The organism is Geobacter anodireducens, from assembly GCA_001628815.1.
Taxonomy (GTDB): domain Bacteria; phylum Desulfobacterota; class Desulfuromonadia; order Geobacterales; family Geobacteraceae; genus Geobacter; species Geobacter anodireducens.
On record CP014963.1, the window covers coordinates 2,841,157 to 2,858,894 of the forward strand.

The 17,738-nt window shown below is 63.4% G+C and carries 8 protein-coding genes and 2 pseudogenes; 4 read left to right on the top strand and 6 right to left on the bottom strand.

Annotated features, from left to right (window positions below; translation table 11 throughout):
• Positions 1-890 precede the first annotated feature (890 nt).
• The 3 genes and pseudogenes from A2G06_13000 to A2G06_13010 all read left to right on the top strand — a co-directional run bounded on the left by A2G06_13000 (position 891) and on the right by A2G06_13010 (position 9,733).
• A pseudogene (locus A2G06_13000) lies at positions 891-7,431 on the top strand (hypothetical protein).
• 34 nt (positions 7,432-7,465) lie between these two features.
• Entirely contained in the window at positions 7,466-8,011 is a 546-nt protein-coding gene (locus tag A2G06_13005) for a hypothetical protein (protein ID ANA41033.1), read from the top strand.
• Between the two features lie 381 nt (positions 8,012-8,392).
• On the top strand, positions 8,393-9,733 hold the full coding sequence (locus A2G06_13010; protein ANA41683.1) for an MFS transporter: 1,341 nt from the start codon (positions 8,393-8,395) through the stop codon (positions 9,731-9,733).
• 111 nt (positions 9,734-9,844) lie between these two features.
• Here A2G06_13010 and A2G06_13015 read toward each other — a convergent pair whose 3' ends face one another.
• The 3 genes from A2G06_13015 to A2G06_13025 all read right to left on the bottom strand — a co-directional run bounded on the left by A2G06_13015 (position 9,845) and on the right by A2G06_13025 (position 13,243).
• The gene (locus A2G06_13015; protein ID ANA41034.1) at positions 9,845-10,339 is read right to left on the bottom strand and encodes a chemotaxis protein CheW; all 495 of its coding nucleotides are present in this window, start codon (positions 10,337-10,339) and stop codon (positions 9,845-9,847) included.
• 9 nt (positions 10,340-10,348) lie between these two features.
• Entirely contained in the window at positions 10,349-12,439 is a 2,091-nt protein-coding gene (locus A2G06_13020; GenBank protein ANA41035.1) for a hypothetical protein, read from the bottom strand.
• Between the two features lie 204 nt (positions 12,440-12,643).
• Positions 12,644-13,243 carry a hypothetical protein gene (locus A2G06_13025; protein ANA41036.1) on the bottom strand — a complete coding sequence of 200 codons (600 nt, stop codon included), beginning with the start codon at positions 13,241-13,243 and terminating at the stop codon, positions 12,644-12,646.
• 750 nt (positions 13,244-13,993) lie between these two features.
• Here A2G06_13025 and A2G06_13030 point away from each other — a divergent pair.
• Positions 13,994-14,219 (top strand): annotated as a pseudogene (locus A2G06_13030) (hypothetical protein).
• 284 nt (positions 14,220-14,503) lie between these two features.
• On the opposite strand, the gene A2G06_13035 reads toward A2G06_13030, so the two are convergent.
• The 3 genes from A2G06_13035 to A2G06_13045 form a co-directional block, all read right to left on the bottom strand.
• The gene (locus A2G06_13035) at positions 14,504-15,322 is read right to left on the bottom strand and encodes a glutaconate CoA-transferase (protein ANA41037.1); all 819 of its coding nucleotides are present in this window, start codon (positions 15,320-15,322) and stop codon (positions 14,504-14,506) included.
• A 1-nt stretch (position 15,323) separates the two neighbouring features.
• Positions 15,324-16,292, bottom strand: coding sequence for a CoA-transferase (locus A2G06_13040; protein ID ANA41684.1), 969 nt, complete (start codon positions 16,290-16,292; stop codon positions 15,324-15,326).
• Positions 16,293-16,455: 163 nt separating this feature from the next.
• Complete coding sequence (locus tag A2G06_13045) at positions 16,456-17,613, bottom strand: acyl-CoA dehydrogenase (protein ANA41038.1); 1,158 nt, start codon at positions 17,611-17,613, stop codon at positions 16,456-16,458.
• Positions 17,614-17,738: the final 125 nt, after the last annotated feature.

The following is a 17,738-nucleotide window of genomic DNA, read 5'->3' on the forward strand; positions in this document are numbered from 1 at the left end:
CTTTTCACCGCCGCCAGGGCAGCCACGGACTCCTGCTCCCCGTAGACCTCACCGGGGCTCCTTCCCATGCTCCTCATCCCGCCGGTCCCCAACAGCCCGACCGATGCAACAAGCCAGGATCAGCGTCAAAATTTTGTACTCCGCCTTAAGGCTTTGCCCTGTCAATTTCTGCACCCTCCTGTTGTGGAAACATATGCATGCTGCCGAGTGTCCAACATCCCAGGAACTTTCCTCTATGCATCAAGCAACACCCATGGGTGCCAGGAATTTCCCTGTACATATCGGGGGGGCTTCAATTTATCTAGTATGTTGTTCGCATAGTTGCCCGATTGTTCTGACACAGATTTTCCACTTTTCCATTCCAGCATGTTCCATACGGCCACTTCAATGGAACGAATTTTTCGTACACGCAAATCCGCACATAAAGCAGATCGGTCCGTGTAGCCGCGAATCACTATTCCGGTTCGCGCCCCCCAAACCGGGTCGGAGTGGTGAGTTTCGCCGCTCCATTCCGGTTGAACAGGGGGGGCACCCACACGCGGATCGGGCATTTCCGGTCAATCCCGGGTCTCCGCGTGCTGCCGGGCGCCTCACACGGGCGCAAATCAGCGCACATTAAAAACAATATCATTAATAAATTTTGGCAAGAAGTATGCAAAAACGTCGTGAGCAGGCCGGCACATCTCGGCGGCGTCAGGAGATCCCCGCCGGCACCGTTCACATGAGACACCCTCGATGTCCGGCCGGCAGCCAACCGTGCGTTCGGCCCGGAAAAACGCATGTTCCGTTGTTATCTGCTCAAAACACCTACAGATGTTACGTGGCGTGAGGGCATCGTTGTCCAAGGAGGAAACATCGTGCACAACCCGTTCAGTCTTTCGCTATTCAACATGTACTTCATGCAGGCATTCGGCCGCCTCGCGGGCCGCTGCCGCCCCATGGGCACCCTCGGGGCGGCACTGGGAGTGATCCTTTCGCTCATGGTCATCCTTGGCGGCACCGCCCAGGCAGCCATCACGGCCCGGATCACCATGACCACCTACCCGGAGTTCGCCTCGCAGAACGCGCCCCCGGGCCATATCACCTTCATGCGGGCGTCCATCCCCAATGCGGGGAATAACTATGATGCCTCCGTGGCCTGGCAGGACATCACCGGCAACGTCACCAACCTGGCGGTGAACCTGGGGACGACCCCCGGCTACTTCACCATGGGGTTCAACGACAATTCCTACATGAGCGCCGCATCATGCACCAGCAACGTGAACTTCTCCACATCGTCGGCCTACATGACCGACGGCGGCTCCTTCGACGTGCTCATCACCTGCACCGTGCCCGACACCACGCCGCCGACCCCCCAGAGCGCCGCCACCAATGCCGCGGGCACCACGGTCACCATCACCTTTGACGAGAGCATCGAGGCCAGTGACGGGTGGGCTTCCACGTCCGACTTCACCGTCACCGTCAATTCCGCGCCGGTCACTGTCAGCGGCCTGAGCTTCAGCGGCGCGTCCGTGACCCTGACCCTGGCAACGCCGGTCAGCATCGGCCAGACCGTGAAGGTGGGCTTCGACGACAGCAACATGGGGCTCATCGACGCTGCCTGGAACCAGGTGGCTTCCTTCTCAAACCTTGCCGTGACCAACAATTCAACGGTGTTTTTCAACGCCGCCCCGACCTTTGTGGGCGCGACCACGACGCTGACCGTTAACGCCAACTCCGGCGCCGCGGATATCAAGGGACTGCTGCACGCCAGCGACAGCGACACCGGCCAGACCCTGACCTGGTCGCAAAACACGGCGCCGAGCCACGGCTCCCTCAGCTTCGCAGGGGCAACGGCGTCGTCCGGCTCCACGGACATCACCCCCGGCGGCACCATCACCTACACGCCCGCTACCAATTACGCCGGCAGCGACAGTTTTGCCGTCAGGGTCAGCGACGGCACTGACACGGCTACCCGGACGATCACGGTGACGGTCAATGCCGTGGTCCCGGGCGCACCGACCATCGGCACCGCCACGGCCGGCGACACCCAGGTCTCGGTCGCCTTCACCGCCCCGGCCAGCACCGGCGGCGCCATCACCGGCTACACGGCCACGGCCAGCCCCGGCGGCAGAGCCGGCACCTGCGCCGCATCCCCCTGTATCGTCACCGGCCTGACCAACGGCACTGCCTACACCTTCACCGTCACCGCCACCAACAGCGCCGGCACCGGCAGCGCTTCGGCAGCATCCAACAGCGTCACCCCCAAGGCCGCCCAGACCATCACCTTTTCTAATCCCGGCGGACAGAACTTCGGCGCTACCCCGACCCTGACCGCCACCGCCACCTCCGGGCTGACGGTCACCTTCAGTTCGTCGACCACCGGGGTCTGCACCATCACCAGCGGCGGCGCGCTCAGCTTCCTCACTGCCGGCACCTGTACCATCAATGCCGATCAGGCCGGAAACGGCGCGTTCCTGGCCGCGCCGACGGTCAGCCGGTCATTCGCCGTGAATGCCGTGGTCCCGGGTGCACCGACCAGCGTCACTGCCACGGCCGGCAACGGCCAGGTCTCGATCACCTTCACCGCCCCGGCCAGCACCGGCGGCGCCGCCATCACCGGCTACACGGCGACCAGCAATCCGGGCGGCATCACCGGCACCTGTGCCGCCTCGCCCTGCACCGTCACCGGTCTGACCAACGGCACCGCCTACACCTTCACCGTCACCGCCACCAACAGCGCCGGCACCGGCAGCGCTTCGGCCGCCTCCAACAGCGTTACCCCCAAGGTCGCCCAGACTATCACCTTCGCCAATCCCGGCGCCCAGAACTTCGGCACCGCCCCGACCCTGACCGCCACCGCCACCTCCGGGCTGACGGTCAGCTTCAGCTCAGCGACCACCGGGGTCTGCACCGTCACCAGCGGCGGCGCGCTCAGCTTCCTCGCTACCGGCACCTGTACCATCAGTGCCGATCAAGCGGGCGACGGCTCCTATCTGGCAGCGGCGACGGTCAGCCGGTCATTCGCCGTGAACGCAGTAGTGCCGGGCGCGCCGACCGGCGTCACCGCCTCCCCCGACGACGGCCAGGCCAGCGTGACCTTCTCCGCCCCGGCCAGCACCGGCGGCGCCGCCATCACCGGCTACACGGCGACCAGCAACCCGGGCGCATCACCGGCACCTGTGCCACCTCGCCCTGCCTCATCACCGGCCTCACCAACGGCGTCGCCTACACCTTCACCGTTACCGCCACCAACGGCGTCGGGACGAGTCCAGCCTCTACCGCTTCCAACAGCGTTACCCCCACCCCGGGACCAACGGTGATCAGCGTCGCCGTGCCGGCGAACGGCAGCTACGGAACCGGCAGCACCCTCGACTTCACCGTCACCTGGGACAGCCCCGCCACCGTCACCGGCACGCCGCGCATTGCCCTGACGATCGGGGGCACCACCGTCTACGCCGATTACGTCAGCAGCCCCACCATTACCACCAGCCTGTTCCGTTACGTCGTCACGGCAGGGAAAAACGACACCGACGGCATCACCATCGGTGCCCTCACCCTCAATGGCGGCTCGATCCGGAACGACAGCGGCGTCAATGCCACCCTTACCCTCAACAGCGTTGGCTCGACTACCGGCGTCCTGGTCGACACCACCTCTCCCGTGGTCAGTTCGGTCACTGTCCCCGGCAACGGCATCTACCCTGCCGGCCAACACCTGGACTTCACGGTCAGCTTCAGTGAGAACGTCACGGTCACCGGCACCGATTCCACCCTCGGGCTGACCATCGGCGCTACCCCCCGGACCGCCGCCTACCTGGCGAAGACGGCCACCGCCATCACCTATCGCTACACGGTGCAAAGCGGCGATCTCGACAGCGACGGCATCGCCGTCGGCGGCCTGACCCTGAACGGCAGCACGATCATCGATGTCGCCGGTAACGGCGCCAACCTGTTCCTCAATGGCGTCGGCGCCACGGCCGGGGTGCTGGTGGATACCGAGCAACCGGCTGTCACCGCCTTCACCGTTGCCACGCGTGCTGCCGGTCTCACCGTGCCCATCGCGTCGTTTACCGCTGCCGACGGCAGCGGCTCCGGGGTCGCCGGCTACCTGATCACCAGCTCCGACACCCCTCCCCCGGCCGGAGATCCGGGCTGGTCAGTTCTCGCGCCGACAACCTACGCCGTTGCCGCTACCGGCACCCACACCCTCTATCCCTGGGTCAAGGACGCGGCGGGCAATGTGTCGGCCGTTCATGGCGCGCCGGCAACGGTGGGGGTCTACCCGGTGCTGTACGCGGTGCCGGGCGGCCGGGAGAGCGGCTTCTGCGAAAGCTGGGCAAACGCCTGCGAGCTGCGCTATGCCCTGGCCAACGCGGTGAACGGGCAGGATATCTGGGCGGCGGCCGGCACCTATACGCCAACCACCGGCACCGACCGCAGCGCCACCTTCCGGCTCGTATCGGGGGTGGCGCTGTATGGCGGCTTTGCCGGAACGGAAACCGCTCGTGCAGAACGTAATTTCAGGGCCAATGTGACGATCCTGAGCGGTGACCTGGGCGCCCAGGGCAACGCCGGCGACAACTCCTACCATGTGGTCACCGGCGCGGACAGCGCTACCCTGGACGGTTTTACCATCAGCGGCGGCAACGCCAACGGCACTTCGCAGGACAGCTACGGCGGCGGGATGTACAACGACCACATCAACAGCCCGATTGTCGCCAACTGCATCTTCAGCGGAAACTATGCCGGTCTGGGCGGCGGGATGTTCAATTTCGGCTCCAGCCCGACCGTCACCAACTGTTCATTCAGCGGCAACACCGCCATTTCCTACGGCGGCGGGATGTACAACAACACCGCCAACCCGGTGCTGACCGACTGCACCTTCAGCAACAATCACTCCTCCGCCTATGGCGGCGGGATGATAAACGGCGTCCTCAGCACCCCGACGCTGACCAACTGTACCTTCAGCGGCAATTCCGCGAACATTTCGGGCGGCGGGATCTACAACAATTTCGGGAACCCGTCAGTGGCGAACTGTACCTTCAGCGGCAATTCCGCCGGCACCTCGGGCGGCGGGATGTACAACACCAACAACAGCCCGGTTATTCGCAACAGTATCTTCTGGGGCAACAGCAACGGCGAAATCTCCGACAATGCCAGCACCCCCACCGTCTCGGACAGTGTGGTGCAGGGCGGATATCCGGGCGGCAGCAACATTATCGCCGCTGACCCGCTGCTCGCCCCGCTGGCCGACAATGGCGGCACCACCCGGACCATGGCGCTCCTGTCCGGCAGTCCGGCCATCGGTGCCGGCAATTGCAGCGCCGGCCCGGCTGCCGACCAGCGCGGCATGACCAGGCCCCAGGATGCCACCTGCGACATGGGCGCCTTTGAGCGGGGTGTGCCGGCCGCCGTTGCCGCAGTAGACGGAGCCGGCCAGTCAGCCGCGGTCAACACCCCCTTTGCCGCGCCATTGCGGCTCAAGGTTACCGACTCCCTCGGCGCGGTCCTTGACGGGATCAGCGTCGCTTTTGCCGGATCGGGTTCCGGCGCCGGCATTGCGGCCGGCGGCTCGGCCACGACCAACCCCGCGGGCATCGCTTCCTTCACTGCCACGGCTAACGGCACTGTCGGTTCCTACTCGGTAACCGCCACGGTCAGCAGTCTTACCGCCGGCTACCCCCTGACCAACATCAAGGGCGACCAGGCCATCACCTTCAATCCCCCCGCCACAGTCACCTTCGGTGATGCTCCCATTACCCTCTCCGCCACCGGCGGGGCCTCGGGCAATCCGGTCACGTTCGCCGTCACCAGCGGCCCGGGCAGCCTCTCCGGCACCACCCTGACCATCACCGGCGTCGGCAGCATCGCCGTCACCGCCTCCCAAGCGGGGAACACCAACTACAACGCCGCCCCCGACGCCCAGCGGACCATCACCGTCGGCAAGGCCGGTCAGTCCATCGCCTTCGGCGCCGCGCCCACGGTCGTGGTCAACGGCACCGGCACGGTCAGCGCCACTGCCGCCTCGGGGCTCGCGGTCAGCTTCACGTCCACCACCCCGGCGGTCTGCTCGGTAACCGGCTCCACCGTTGCCGGCCTGACCGCGGGTTCCTGCACCATCGCCGCCAATCAGGCGGGCAACGCCAGCTATAACCCGGCACCCCAGGTCACCCAAACCTTCGCCATCGGCAAGGCGAGCCAGTCCATCGCCTTCGGCGCCGTGCCGTCGCTCACGGTTGGTGGCACCGCCACGCTCAGCGCCACAGCGACCTCGGGCCTGCCCGTGGCCTTCACCTCCGCCACCCCGACGGTCTGCTCGGTGACCGGCTCCACCGTCACCGGCAAGGCCCTCGGCACCTGCTCCATCACCGCCAGCCAGCCGGGCGACGCCAACTATAACGCGGCGCCCCAGGCAACCCAGGGCATCACCGTGGTCTACGGCACCACCCCGCCGATGATGGCGCTTTCCATCCTGTCCGACAACGCCGTGACCACCGATACCACCCAGAACATCTGCGGCATTGCCACCGATCCGGCCGGCATCCGCTCGGTCACGGTCAACGACGAAGAGGTCAGCGTCAATCCCGACGCAGCTTCAGCTATCCGGTGCAACTGGTTGCCATGGCCAACCCGGTCAGGATCGTGGCCACCAATAATGCCGGCATCAGCAGCGCAGTCACCAGGACCATCAACCTCGACGCCTCGGCGCCCAGACTGACGGTCGCTTCCCCCGACGACAACGCCGTCACCTGGCAGCAACACATCACCGTGGGCGGCTCCGTCACCCCCCTCGACCCGACCACGGTCGTCAGTTGGTCGGTCAACGGTTCGGCGCCCCAGGTCGCCGCGATCTCCGGCGCGGACTACTCCTTCGTCGCCAACCTGCGGGAGGGTATGAACACCATCCTGATCATCGCCGCCAATGCCGCCGGCCAGACCGTCGAGGCCAAGCGGACCGTCACCAGCGCCTCGCTCTTCTCCCTGGCCATCACCGACCCGGCCGCAGACATCCGCACGGCTCTCGGCACCTATACCCTGACCGGCCAGGTGGCCGACAACACCAGCCCGGTCGCCGTCACCGTGACCATGGATGGACACAGCTACTCCCCGGCGGTGGTCAATGGCGCCTTCCGGCAGCAGCTCACCTTCAGCGAGGACAAGGTCTACCAGGTGGCGGTCACCGGGGTCGACCAGAACAGCAACACCTTGACCGTGCAGCGCAACATCATCTACACCCAGCCGTCGGCAACCGGGACCACCGGCGCCGGGGTCACCATCGTCGATGCCCTGCAGGCACTGCGGATGACGGTGGGCATCATCAGGCCGGACAACAGCCAGATCGCCCGGCTGGACGTGGCGCCGATGGTCAACGGCGTCTCCGTGGGTGACGGCAGGATCGACATCATGGATGTCATCGTCATTCTGCGGATGGCTATGGGCATGATTCACTGACACGCGATACGGCACACTACCGAAGGAGGATAGCATGAGAAGAACACGGTACCTGATTGGCATAATCCTGACCGCAATCTCCCTGGCCGGCTGCGGCGACGACAAGAACGACAGCGGCACGGCCGGCGGCGAGTACGTTTTTCCGGCCGGAACGGCAACCCTGGCCTTCACTGCCATGAGCACGGCCCAGCTTTCGGTCCCTGTCAGCGGCATTGAGCTTACCCTGGCCCTGCCGGCCGGCATGGGCGTCACCACGACCACCGGCGGCACGGGTCAGATCGTCAACTCCACGCTGACGCCGGGCAGCGCCCTGAGCGGGACCAACCTGGCCTACGGCAACTACTCGGCCTCCACGCGGAAGGCCTACCTCTCCATGGCCACCACCAGCTCCAGCTATCGTTCGGGCGAATTCCTGCGGCTGGCCTGCACCGTGGACACAGGGACGAGCATCACCCTGAGCGGGCTGCGGGCGCTCAACACGCCGGTGACCCTGGTCAGGGCGGTGGGCTACGATGCCATCACCAACAGCACGGTGGACCTGACCCACACGCTCGCGGTGACCCTCGACGCCGTGAGGTAAGAGGCGGGAAGCAGGAGGCCGTTGCGCCGCCAGACAGAAAACGCCGTCTGCCGAATATCGGGCAGACGGCATGGACCCGGTGGTCGATCATCAGCAGGGCCTGGAACGGAACCATTACCTCGTAATCCTCCACGTAATCACCCACCAGCATCAGGATCTTCTTCGTTGCCATGAATTCGCCCCGTGTCCGGCAGTGCGCCGGCCGGCGCGCACCGGCCATGGCTCAAGCCCGCCACGCCTTTCCGGCCGTTCAGGGAAGCACGGGTGTTGCACCATGACGGGAACAGGATGGTGACAGGCGGCAATGCGGCTGCTAGCATAGAAGATATGAACGGGAAAATCGGGATGAACCGGCCCGGACGCGAAGGGCAGGAGAATTCGATGGAATCGGGTGGCCGGCTGGAAAAGGCGGGGACGCGGCTGCGGCTGATGCTGCGGGCGCTGAGCTCGAGAAACTACCGGTTGTTTTTCGCCGGGCAGAGCGTGTCGCTGGTGGGCACCTGGATGCAGCAGGTGGCCATGAGCTGGCTCGTCTACCGGCTGACCGGGTCGGCGCTGTTGCTCGGGGTGGTCGGTTTCGTCAGCCAGATCCCGACCTTCTTCCTGGCGCCGGTGGCTGGGGTGCTGGCCGACCGCTGGAGACGCCGGCCGCTCCTGCTCGCCACCCAGACCCTGGCCATGGCCCAGGCGGCGGTGCTGGCGGTCTTCGTCCTGACCGGGACCACCCCGGTCTGGCTGATCGTCGCGCTGAGCGCCCTGCTTGGGGTGGTCAACGCCTTTGACATCCCGATCCGCCAGTCGTTCGTGGTGGAACTGGTGGAGAAAAAGGAAGACCTGGGGAACGCCATCGCCCTCAACTCGTCCATGGTCAACGGCGCCCGGCTGATCGGCCCGTCCATCGCCGGGGTGCTGGTCGCCACCCTTGGGGAGGGGATCTGCTTCCTTATCAATGCCACCAGTTACCTGGCAGTGATCATTGCCATCGCGGCGATGCGGCTCAAGCCGGTGCCGCGGCGGCCCGGCCGCAAGCATATCCTCCACGAGCTGCGCGAAGGGTTCGGCTACGCCTTCGACTTCAAGCCGATCCGCTACATCCTGATGCTCCTCGGCCTGGTCAGCCTGATGGGGATGCCCTACGTGGTGCTGATGCCGATCTTCGCCAGGGAGGTCCTGCACGGCGGCGCCCACACCTTCGGCTTCCTGATGGCCTCGGTCGGGATCGGCGCCTTCTGCAGCACCCTCTACCTCGCCTCACGCACGAGCGTCATCGGCCTCGGCCGGGTGATCGCGGTGGCCGCCTGCGTCTTCGGCTTCGGCATCGCCGGTTTCGCCCTGTCCAGCTCGCTGGTCCTCTCGCCCCTGTTCCTCGCCCTGGCCGGCTTCGGCGCCATGGCCCAGATCGCCTCCAGCAACACCATTCTCCAGACCATCGTCGACGACGACAAACGGGGCCGGGTGATGAGCTTCTTCACCATGTCGTTCATGGGAGCCACCCCCATCGGCAGCCTGATGGCCGGGGTGGTGGCCAACCGGATCGGCGCCCAGAACACCCTGCTGATCGGGGGAGTCGCCTGCCTGCTCGGCGGGGCGCTCTTCGGCCGGGAACTGCGCAACCTGCGTCCCCTGATCCGGCCCATCTACGCCCGGCTTGGGATCATCCCCGAAGTGGCGGCCGGCATGCAGACGGCGACCGACCTGACCTCTCCGCCGGAAGATCCCTAGTCTCGTTTGGTACGTCCTTGGAAGAGATTGTGAGGCGTTGTGGCTGCTGGCGACGTTGCGCTCCTTGTCCTGGGCGCCATAGGGGCTGACAGCAGTCATCCGGTGCGGCAGTCAGAATGCGTCCGTCTCCATGCTTGCGATGCCGGCCAGCTCGTCGGCCCCGAACAGGCGGTCGATGTCCAGGATGATGATGAACGAATCCCCGTGTTTCCCCATTCCCTTCATAAATGAGGTGTCGAGGTTGGTCCCGATCCTGGGGGCCGGCGCCATGCTCTCCGGCGCAAGTTCGAAGACCTCCTGAACCGAGTCGGCCAGCATCCCCATCACCAGCGTATCGTCCCCCGTCAGCACCTCCACCACGATGATGCAGGTATTGACGGATCTGGCCGTTTCGGCCATACCGAATTTGAGCCTGAGATCGATCACCGGCACCACGCTGCCGCGCAGGTTGATCACCCCTCTCATGAAGTCCGGCGTCTGGGGAACCCTGGTTATGGTGGTCCACTCCAGAATCTCCCGCACCTTGTACACTTCCACGGCAAAGATCTCCTCGGACAGCGCAAAGGTCAGGTACGGGCGCGTGTCGGTTATCCCGGCAACGGTCATGGCAGCCTCCTAATAGGTATCGAACTCTCCGTCCAGGTGGTCGCTGGCCAGGTGCAGGTCAACGCCGCCCGCACCAACCGCCTTTTTAGGGGACTCGGCATGATAACTGCCGGCAAGGACATGGCCCGAGAGGGACACGGCCGGCTTTTTCCTGCCGATGGGGCGACGGGCCGTCTCAGCGGGGCGGGCACCCATCATCCGCTCATCGATCCTGAAGAATGAGATGGTAGCCTGCAACTGCTCGGCCTGGCTGGCCAGCTCCTCTGAGGTCGAGGCCATCTCTTCGCTGGCGCCGGCGTTCTGCTGGATCACCTGGTCAAGCTGCTGGATCGCTTTGTTGATCTGTTCCGCGCCCGTGTCCTGCTCCTTGCACGCGGCACTGATCTCCTGCACCAGTTCCGCGGTACGCTGGATGTCCGGCACGATCCGCGCCAGCATTTCCCCGGCCTTCTCCGCCACCTCAACACTGGAGGCCGACAGGTCGCTGATCTCGCCGGCAGCCCTCTGACTCCGCTCGGCAAGCTTTCTGACCTCGGCCGCCACCACCGCAAAGCCCTTGCCGTGCTCGCCGGCACGGGCCGCTTCGATGGCAGCGTTCAGCGCCAGCAGGTTCGTCTGTCGGGCGATCTCTTCGATGATCGAGATCTTGGAGGCGATTTCCTTCATGGCCTCGACGGTCTCGGTTACCGCGGAACCGCCCTCCTTGGCGTCAACGGCGCTCTTGAGGGCGATCTTCTCGGTCTGGGTGGCGTTGTCGGCGTTCTGCCGGATGTTGGAGCTCATCTGCTCCATGCTGCTCGATGCCTCTTCAGCCGCTGCCGCCTGCTCGCTGGCCCCCTGGCTCATCTCTTCGGAGCTGGCGGAAATCTGCTGGCTGCCGGCGGCCACGTTGTCGGCGGCACTCATCACGTCGGCGACCACTTCGGAGAGCTTCTTGACCATGGCGGACAGGGCCTTCATCAGATCATCCCGGTCGGAGCGCACCGTGAGCGACACGGTGAGGTCACCGCCCGCAACCTGCTGAGCGGCCCGAACGATGCTGTTGGTCGCCTCGATGAGCGTGTTGAGGTTTTGCGTGATGAGGTTGTACTGCCCCTTGGACTGCTTGGTAATGGCCGGCGGCATGTCCCCCTTGCTGATCCGGTCCACGTAATCGGCGGTAACCATGAGGGGATCGACGATGTTGGTGACGGTATCGTTCACCCCTTGCACCAGCGCCTGCCACCCGCCCGAGAACTGGGAGGCGTCGGCCCGCCTGTCGAGCTCGCCGTCGGCAGCGGCACTGATCAGAACCTCCAACTGCTCCCGGAAGGATTTGAGCGTATCCACCATGTTCTGCATTGCCATCAGGAGCTGGCCCGTCTCGTCCGTGCTGGCGGCCTCGATGCTCACCGACAGGTCGCCGCCGGCGAGTTTTGTCGCGACATCCACCGCATCGCGGAGCGGACGGCTGATGATGCGGGAGAGGAAAATCCCCAGCCCTATGGCCACGGCCATGCCGCAGGCGAGGATGATGGCGGTCATGTTCACTGCCGATGCAGCTGCGGCCGAATTCTCTTCGGACTTCTTTTTCGCCAGGTTGATTTTGATATCCACCAGCCCCTGGATCGCTTGATCCACGGCGACGGCCGAGGCCGCCACGGACTCGTTCCGCATATAGGCCACGGCCTCGCTGTTCTTGCCGGCCATGGCCAGGGCAACAATCTTCTCGAGATTAGGCTCAAACCTTGCCAGACTGGCCTTGACCTCCGCAAAAGACTTCTTGGTCTCTTCGGACTGAAGGGATTTTTCGATCTCGGGCAAACTTTCATCAATCGTCTTTTTCATATCCTTGATCGAGCCGGCGTATTTCGCCTTTACTGCTGCATTGTCCTCCAGGGCAATGTCGCGATAATTGATCCTGATGCGCTGGAATGCCACCGCTGTGGCCAGGATCGGCCCCATGGGCTTGGTGTTCAGTTCGTACATGGCCGTATCGGCCTCGTCGATTGCCTTGATCTTGGCAATCCCGATTGCACCGACGACCCCTGCGACAATGGCGACCAGGATGAATCCGGACAGAAGCTTCGCTGCAATCTTCAGGTTGTAGTACCACTGCATTGCACGTACCTCCTCTGGTTGTGACGTGGCGGGCATTGAACGGCGTGTCCGGCCATGACGGATCACGCAATTAAGAAAATCTTTAAGTTGTATCGGCCTGCCTGCAAGCGGCTGCATCAGGGTTTACGCACGAATTGATGCGCAATTCCCGGCAAAAAATGCGGAGAGCGGTCCAGCGTGGGGAAAAAACGGGGGAACGGGGTGTTACAAGGTGGCAAGGCCCTCGCGGAGGGCGTATTTGGTCAGTTCGGCAACGCTGAACAGGCTGAGCTTCTTCATGATCCTGGTCCGCTGGACTTCAACTGCCCTCAGGCTCAGGCCGAGATCAAACGAGATTTCCTTGCTGCTCTTGCCCGACGCGATCATCGCCAGCATCTGCCGCTCTTTGGGGTTGAGCCCCGGCGACCCGGCAGCGACTTCTTCGGGAAGGCGCCAGAAGTACTGCGTGACGATAATCTGCGGAATGTTCGGCCCGAAATAGATTTCACCATCGGCAGCGGCCCTGATGGCGCGGCCAAGCTCGGCGGAGGTCGCCAGTCTCTTGAGAAAATAACCCGAAGCGCCTGCCTTGAGCATCCCGACCACGCATGCCGTTTCCTGGCGCGCGGAAAAACCCAGCACCGCAACGCCCGGATGCTCGCGCCTGATGATCCTGGTGGCGTCGATACCGCTCACCCCGGGCATCATCACCTCCATCAGCACCACATGGGGGCGCACGCAGCGGACCAACTCCAGCGCGTCGCGGCCGTCTGCGGCCTCTCCGGCCACGTCGATGCCTGGCTCGCGCTCCAGGAGCGATCGCACGCACTCCCGAAAGAGCCTGTGGTCATCAACAAGAATAACTCTCAGCGTCACAGCGTCCTCACTACACCCGATGCCGGAGGCTCTTCGAAGCAGTCCCCTCGCCGGGGGGGCAGCCGCACAAGGGGCCGGACTGCCGCCGCGCGCTCCGCGGGGCTTTTTCCGCCGTGTTTTCCAACCATGTGCACGGCACTGCACCACGGGGCGGAATGCGCCCTTTCCCGCCGGGGCCGGGCGTCCGGCAGCGGCCACTGCTTCGTGCGGCGCCGGAACAGGGTGACGCCATGTGTCGAGCGTATGGGAATGGATTGTCGAGGCGTTGGCAATCCGGACGATGCAGCCGTCACCAGAGGTGACTGGCTCGACCGTTGCAACGTAGAACCGGGGGGGGATAAGCTCTCTCCTTCATACCATGACAGAACACGCGCTCTGTTGTAGCAGGTTTTCGGGCTAGCCACAATTGCGCGCAAGAACCGTCTCCAGCCTGATCAGAGGCGGCCGGACGGCACCCCCTCCATTTCCCGTCCCGATTTAACGGAGACCCCAGTGACTTATCGGGATTTCCCTGCCTTGACAATATCCGGCCGGCTTGAAATAGTCGCGGCGACAATAACTATATAAATTTTAATGGGCCAACACTATCGGATTTTATGCCGGTTGGTCACACGGGGCGGCACGACGGTACTGATGGACCCGCTTATGTGGCATGAGCGGGTCGCGCGCACCCGCACGAACTGCACTCTAACGAATGGGGTGAATGAAACCAGGCGCATCAAAGACCCGTTTTCATACTCCGCCCGCCGGGACTCGCTGGGGCGGGACTGTGCGTATTGCGTACACATTGCCGGGACGCTAGCGATAACGGCAGGGCACACGGCACAGCGGTCGAGGAGTTTGAAACCGTAAAGGCGGACCTTCAGTCAGATACGCTGTACGGAACGGGTATTTGAAGGAAATCGAGTTTAAGAGGCTGAAGTAGGCGTATCCGCCCGCAGGACGGATACGCATGGGCGAAAGGGTGCGGATTGCGAACTAATGGTTGGTAGAAATGTTCCGTCGGGTTGGATACGCAGTTAGATATTTCCCAGATAAACAAGCGGAGGATGCAAATGAGAGGTATGTACGTGACTGCATTAATGGCGCCAATATTCGCCATTGGTTGTGTTATGCCCGTAAAGATGACAATTCGAATCTGCCCAATCTGTCCCGAATTTTCAGGATTTCCACCAGATTTCCCGGATGTTCCTTGAGTTGTGTCATCCATTACCCCTTTTTCACTTTGGGGATGAATATCTCATCAGGGTCAAGCACTTCGTGAATAAGGCGTAACTCCTCGCGAGTAGGCGGAAGCGTCTCCCCGTTCACCCGGGAAATATCCAGGTCGAACTGGCACTGGTCCTTGATCTCCTGCGGTGTCTTGCCCGGATGGCAGGTGTCAAGGAACATCCTTCCCGTATCACCATCAAACCTGAAAACCCCCATGGTGGAAATCACCACCGACGGGCCACCGCGGTACGCTGCACCGTACAGTTCACGCCGGTGGACGAAATCGCCGCCCGGCCATTTCTTCACCCGCCAGCCCGGACTGGTAATGTAGCTGACGTTCTCTACGAAGCGACGCTTTTCATGCACCATGATGAAGGCCGTTCGCCGGGCAAAGGAGTTGATATCCGGGTTGCCGCCGCTGCCGGTGAGCCGCAGTTCCGGGTTCAGATAGTCGCCGATGCACGTGGTGTTGACGTTGCCGTAGACATCCACCTCAGCGCCGCCAAGGAAACCGAGGTCCACATAGCCGCGCTGGGCGATGCTGAAGGCATCGAAGAGTCCTGAGGCGCGGGAGGCTCCCATTTCACAACGGGCGTCACCGACGGATGTGGGGATCTCAGGCGGACGGCCATCCAGGGTGCCGGCCTCGAAGATCAGCTTGAGTAAGGGGGCATGGGTCTTCTGGGCCAGCATGATCGCCACCATCGGCAGGCCGGTGCCGGCAAACACGACTTCATTATCCTGCACCTCGCGCGAGGCGGCACAGCAAAGGAGATCGGCCAGGCCGTATTCTTCGGGCAGTGCGTACTCACTCATCCTAGTTCCCTCCCTTCTTCTTGCGGGGGCTGTAATTCAGCGCCGTGTTCGCCTTGAGCCCCAGCATGCGGGGCCAGCCGAGCTTGTTCAGATAGCCGAGATGGTCCTGGCCGAAGATCCACTCTTTGGCAAAGGCATCAAACCCCTCCTGGGTACGGGTCTGGGCATAGAACTCCTTGAGAAAGGGGCCGTCCACATCGTACCTGCCGAACATCCCGGTGGGGTGGGCGCCGAAGGGGCACTCGACGATATGGTTCACCTCAAAGCTGACGACAGTGTTCTGGTCCGCGTTGCGGCGCAGGTACTCCTCCGGCACGATCTCCTCGGCCATAACGATGGTGATGTCCGCGGCCCGGGCAACTTCTGGATCGGAATAGTACTGACCATTGACCCTCACCGTCCCTTCTTCCCCGACCTGCTGGACGCACATCACCGCGACATCCACCTTGGCGGCCGGAAGCAGCACCTGATCGCCACCGTTGAAGAACGGATCGTCGGCAAAGAGGTATTTGTGTTTCGGTATCCGGACGCCGTCGCGACGCCCTGCCTTGCCGAGCATGTCGTATTCCGGGTTGTGGATGTCGGTGCCCAGCGATGCCTGGGTCACGGCGTAGGGGGCCCCTTGGGCTGCAGCGGCGAAGCGGAACATCATTTCCGCATGGCTGTAGTCCTCGACAATGATCTCCTTGCTCCCTACCTTTCGGGAGAGGTTGGCGCCGTACTTGCCGTACAGTTCATGCCCGACCCAGCACGACTCCCAGATGTCGACACAGCCTGCGCCGACAAGGAACTCGGTGTGGGAACCGCCGTTCACCTCGACCAGGTGCAGGTTTTTACGCTGCTGGCGGATCAGCTCGTAGACGATCGCCATTGGCCGCCGCCAGATGGTGAAGCCGGAAAAGGTGATGCGGGAACCGTCCTTGATGATCTCGGCGGCCTGTTGCAACGTAATGCGCTTGCCGTCGCTCATGCGCTCCTCCCTTGGCAGGTTGCTGAAGACCAGCCATTGTTCCGCCATCCTCGCAAGCCTCCTTGTGCGGCGTAGCGCTGCTACGCCTCTGCGGGGCCTTCTCCGGGTGCGGCAAGATGGCAGCTTCTGCGCAACCTGCGTTATCGATTCAAACGAAAGGACACTATGCAAATGTCCGTAGAATCTCTCGTGATATGATCAATCTCTGTATTTCGCTTGTTCCCTCGTAGATCGAGGTGATCCGTGCGTCGCGGGTAAACCGCTCGATCGGGTAGTCATTGGTGTAGCCGTATCCGCCGAGCATCTGCATTGCCTTGTAACAGCAGCGGTTGGCACTCTCAGTGGCATAGAGCTTAGCCATAGAGGCCTCCTTGGCGTAGCTCTTGCCGTTCTCCTTGCGCCATGCGGCGCTCATCAGCAGGAGCCTGGCCGCTTCCAGCTCGGTATAGCCGTCGGCCATCATCCACTGGAGCGCCTGGAAGCTGCTGATCTTCTGGCCGAACTGACTCCGCTCGGTGGTATACTTGGTGGCGTAGTCCATGGCTGCCAGCCCTATGCCGAGCGCCAGCGAGCCGATGCTGATCCGCCCGCCGGTCAGCTCGCCAACGGCGATCCGGTAGCCGTCGTTCAACGTGCCCATCATGGCTGAGGCCGGCACCCGGCAGTTGTCAAAGATCAACTCGTTGGTGGCAGACGCATGCTGCCCCATCTTCTTCTCCTCCTTGCCGATGATCAACCCCGGCGTACCCTGCTCGACCAGGAAGCAACTGATCCCCTTCCCCTTGGGGGCACTCCTGTCTGTGACGGCCCAGACCACGAACACCCCGGCATAGGGGGCGCTGGTGATGAAGATCTTGGAACCGTTCAGCACGTAGTCGTCGCCATCCTTGATCGCCTGGGTGACCATGCCGCAAGGGTCGGAGCCGGCCACCGACTCGGTGAGACCGAAACCGCCGGCAGCGTACTCGCCTGAGCAGATCTTCGGGATATACGCCCGCTTCTGCTCTTCGCTGCCGACGGACTGGATCACCTCGCAGACCATGTTGTTCACCGACACGGTCACCGCTGTGGAGGCACAGGCTCGGGCGAGCTCGGTCATGGCCACGCTGAAGGCGACCACACCGGCCTCGGCGCCGCCGTACTGATCCTTGACGTTCAGCCCCATGAATCCCAGATTCGCCAGCTTCTTCAGGTTGGCCATGAGCGGCGTCCGGTCGCCGCTCCGATCTAACTCGGCCGCCACCGGCTCCAGCTCGTTTTTCGCAAAATCGCGGGCCGCTTCCTGGATCAGTTTCTGCTCTTCGCTGAGCTCCAGAAACATAAAATCCTCCTTCGATGCGTGAGTTGTGTGCGTCGCACCGCTCAGAATGCCTTGACCGCCACACCTGCCCCTGTCCCCACTGCTCCCGGTCAGCCGCCATGTGCCGGGCACACGGCTCGACCGTG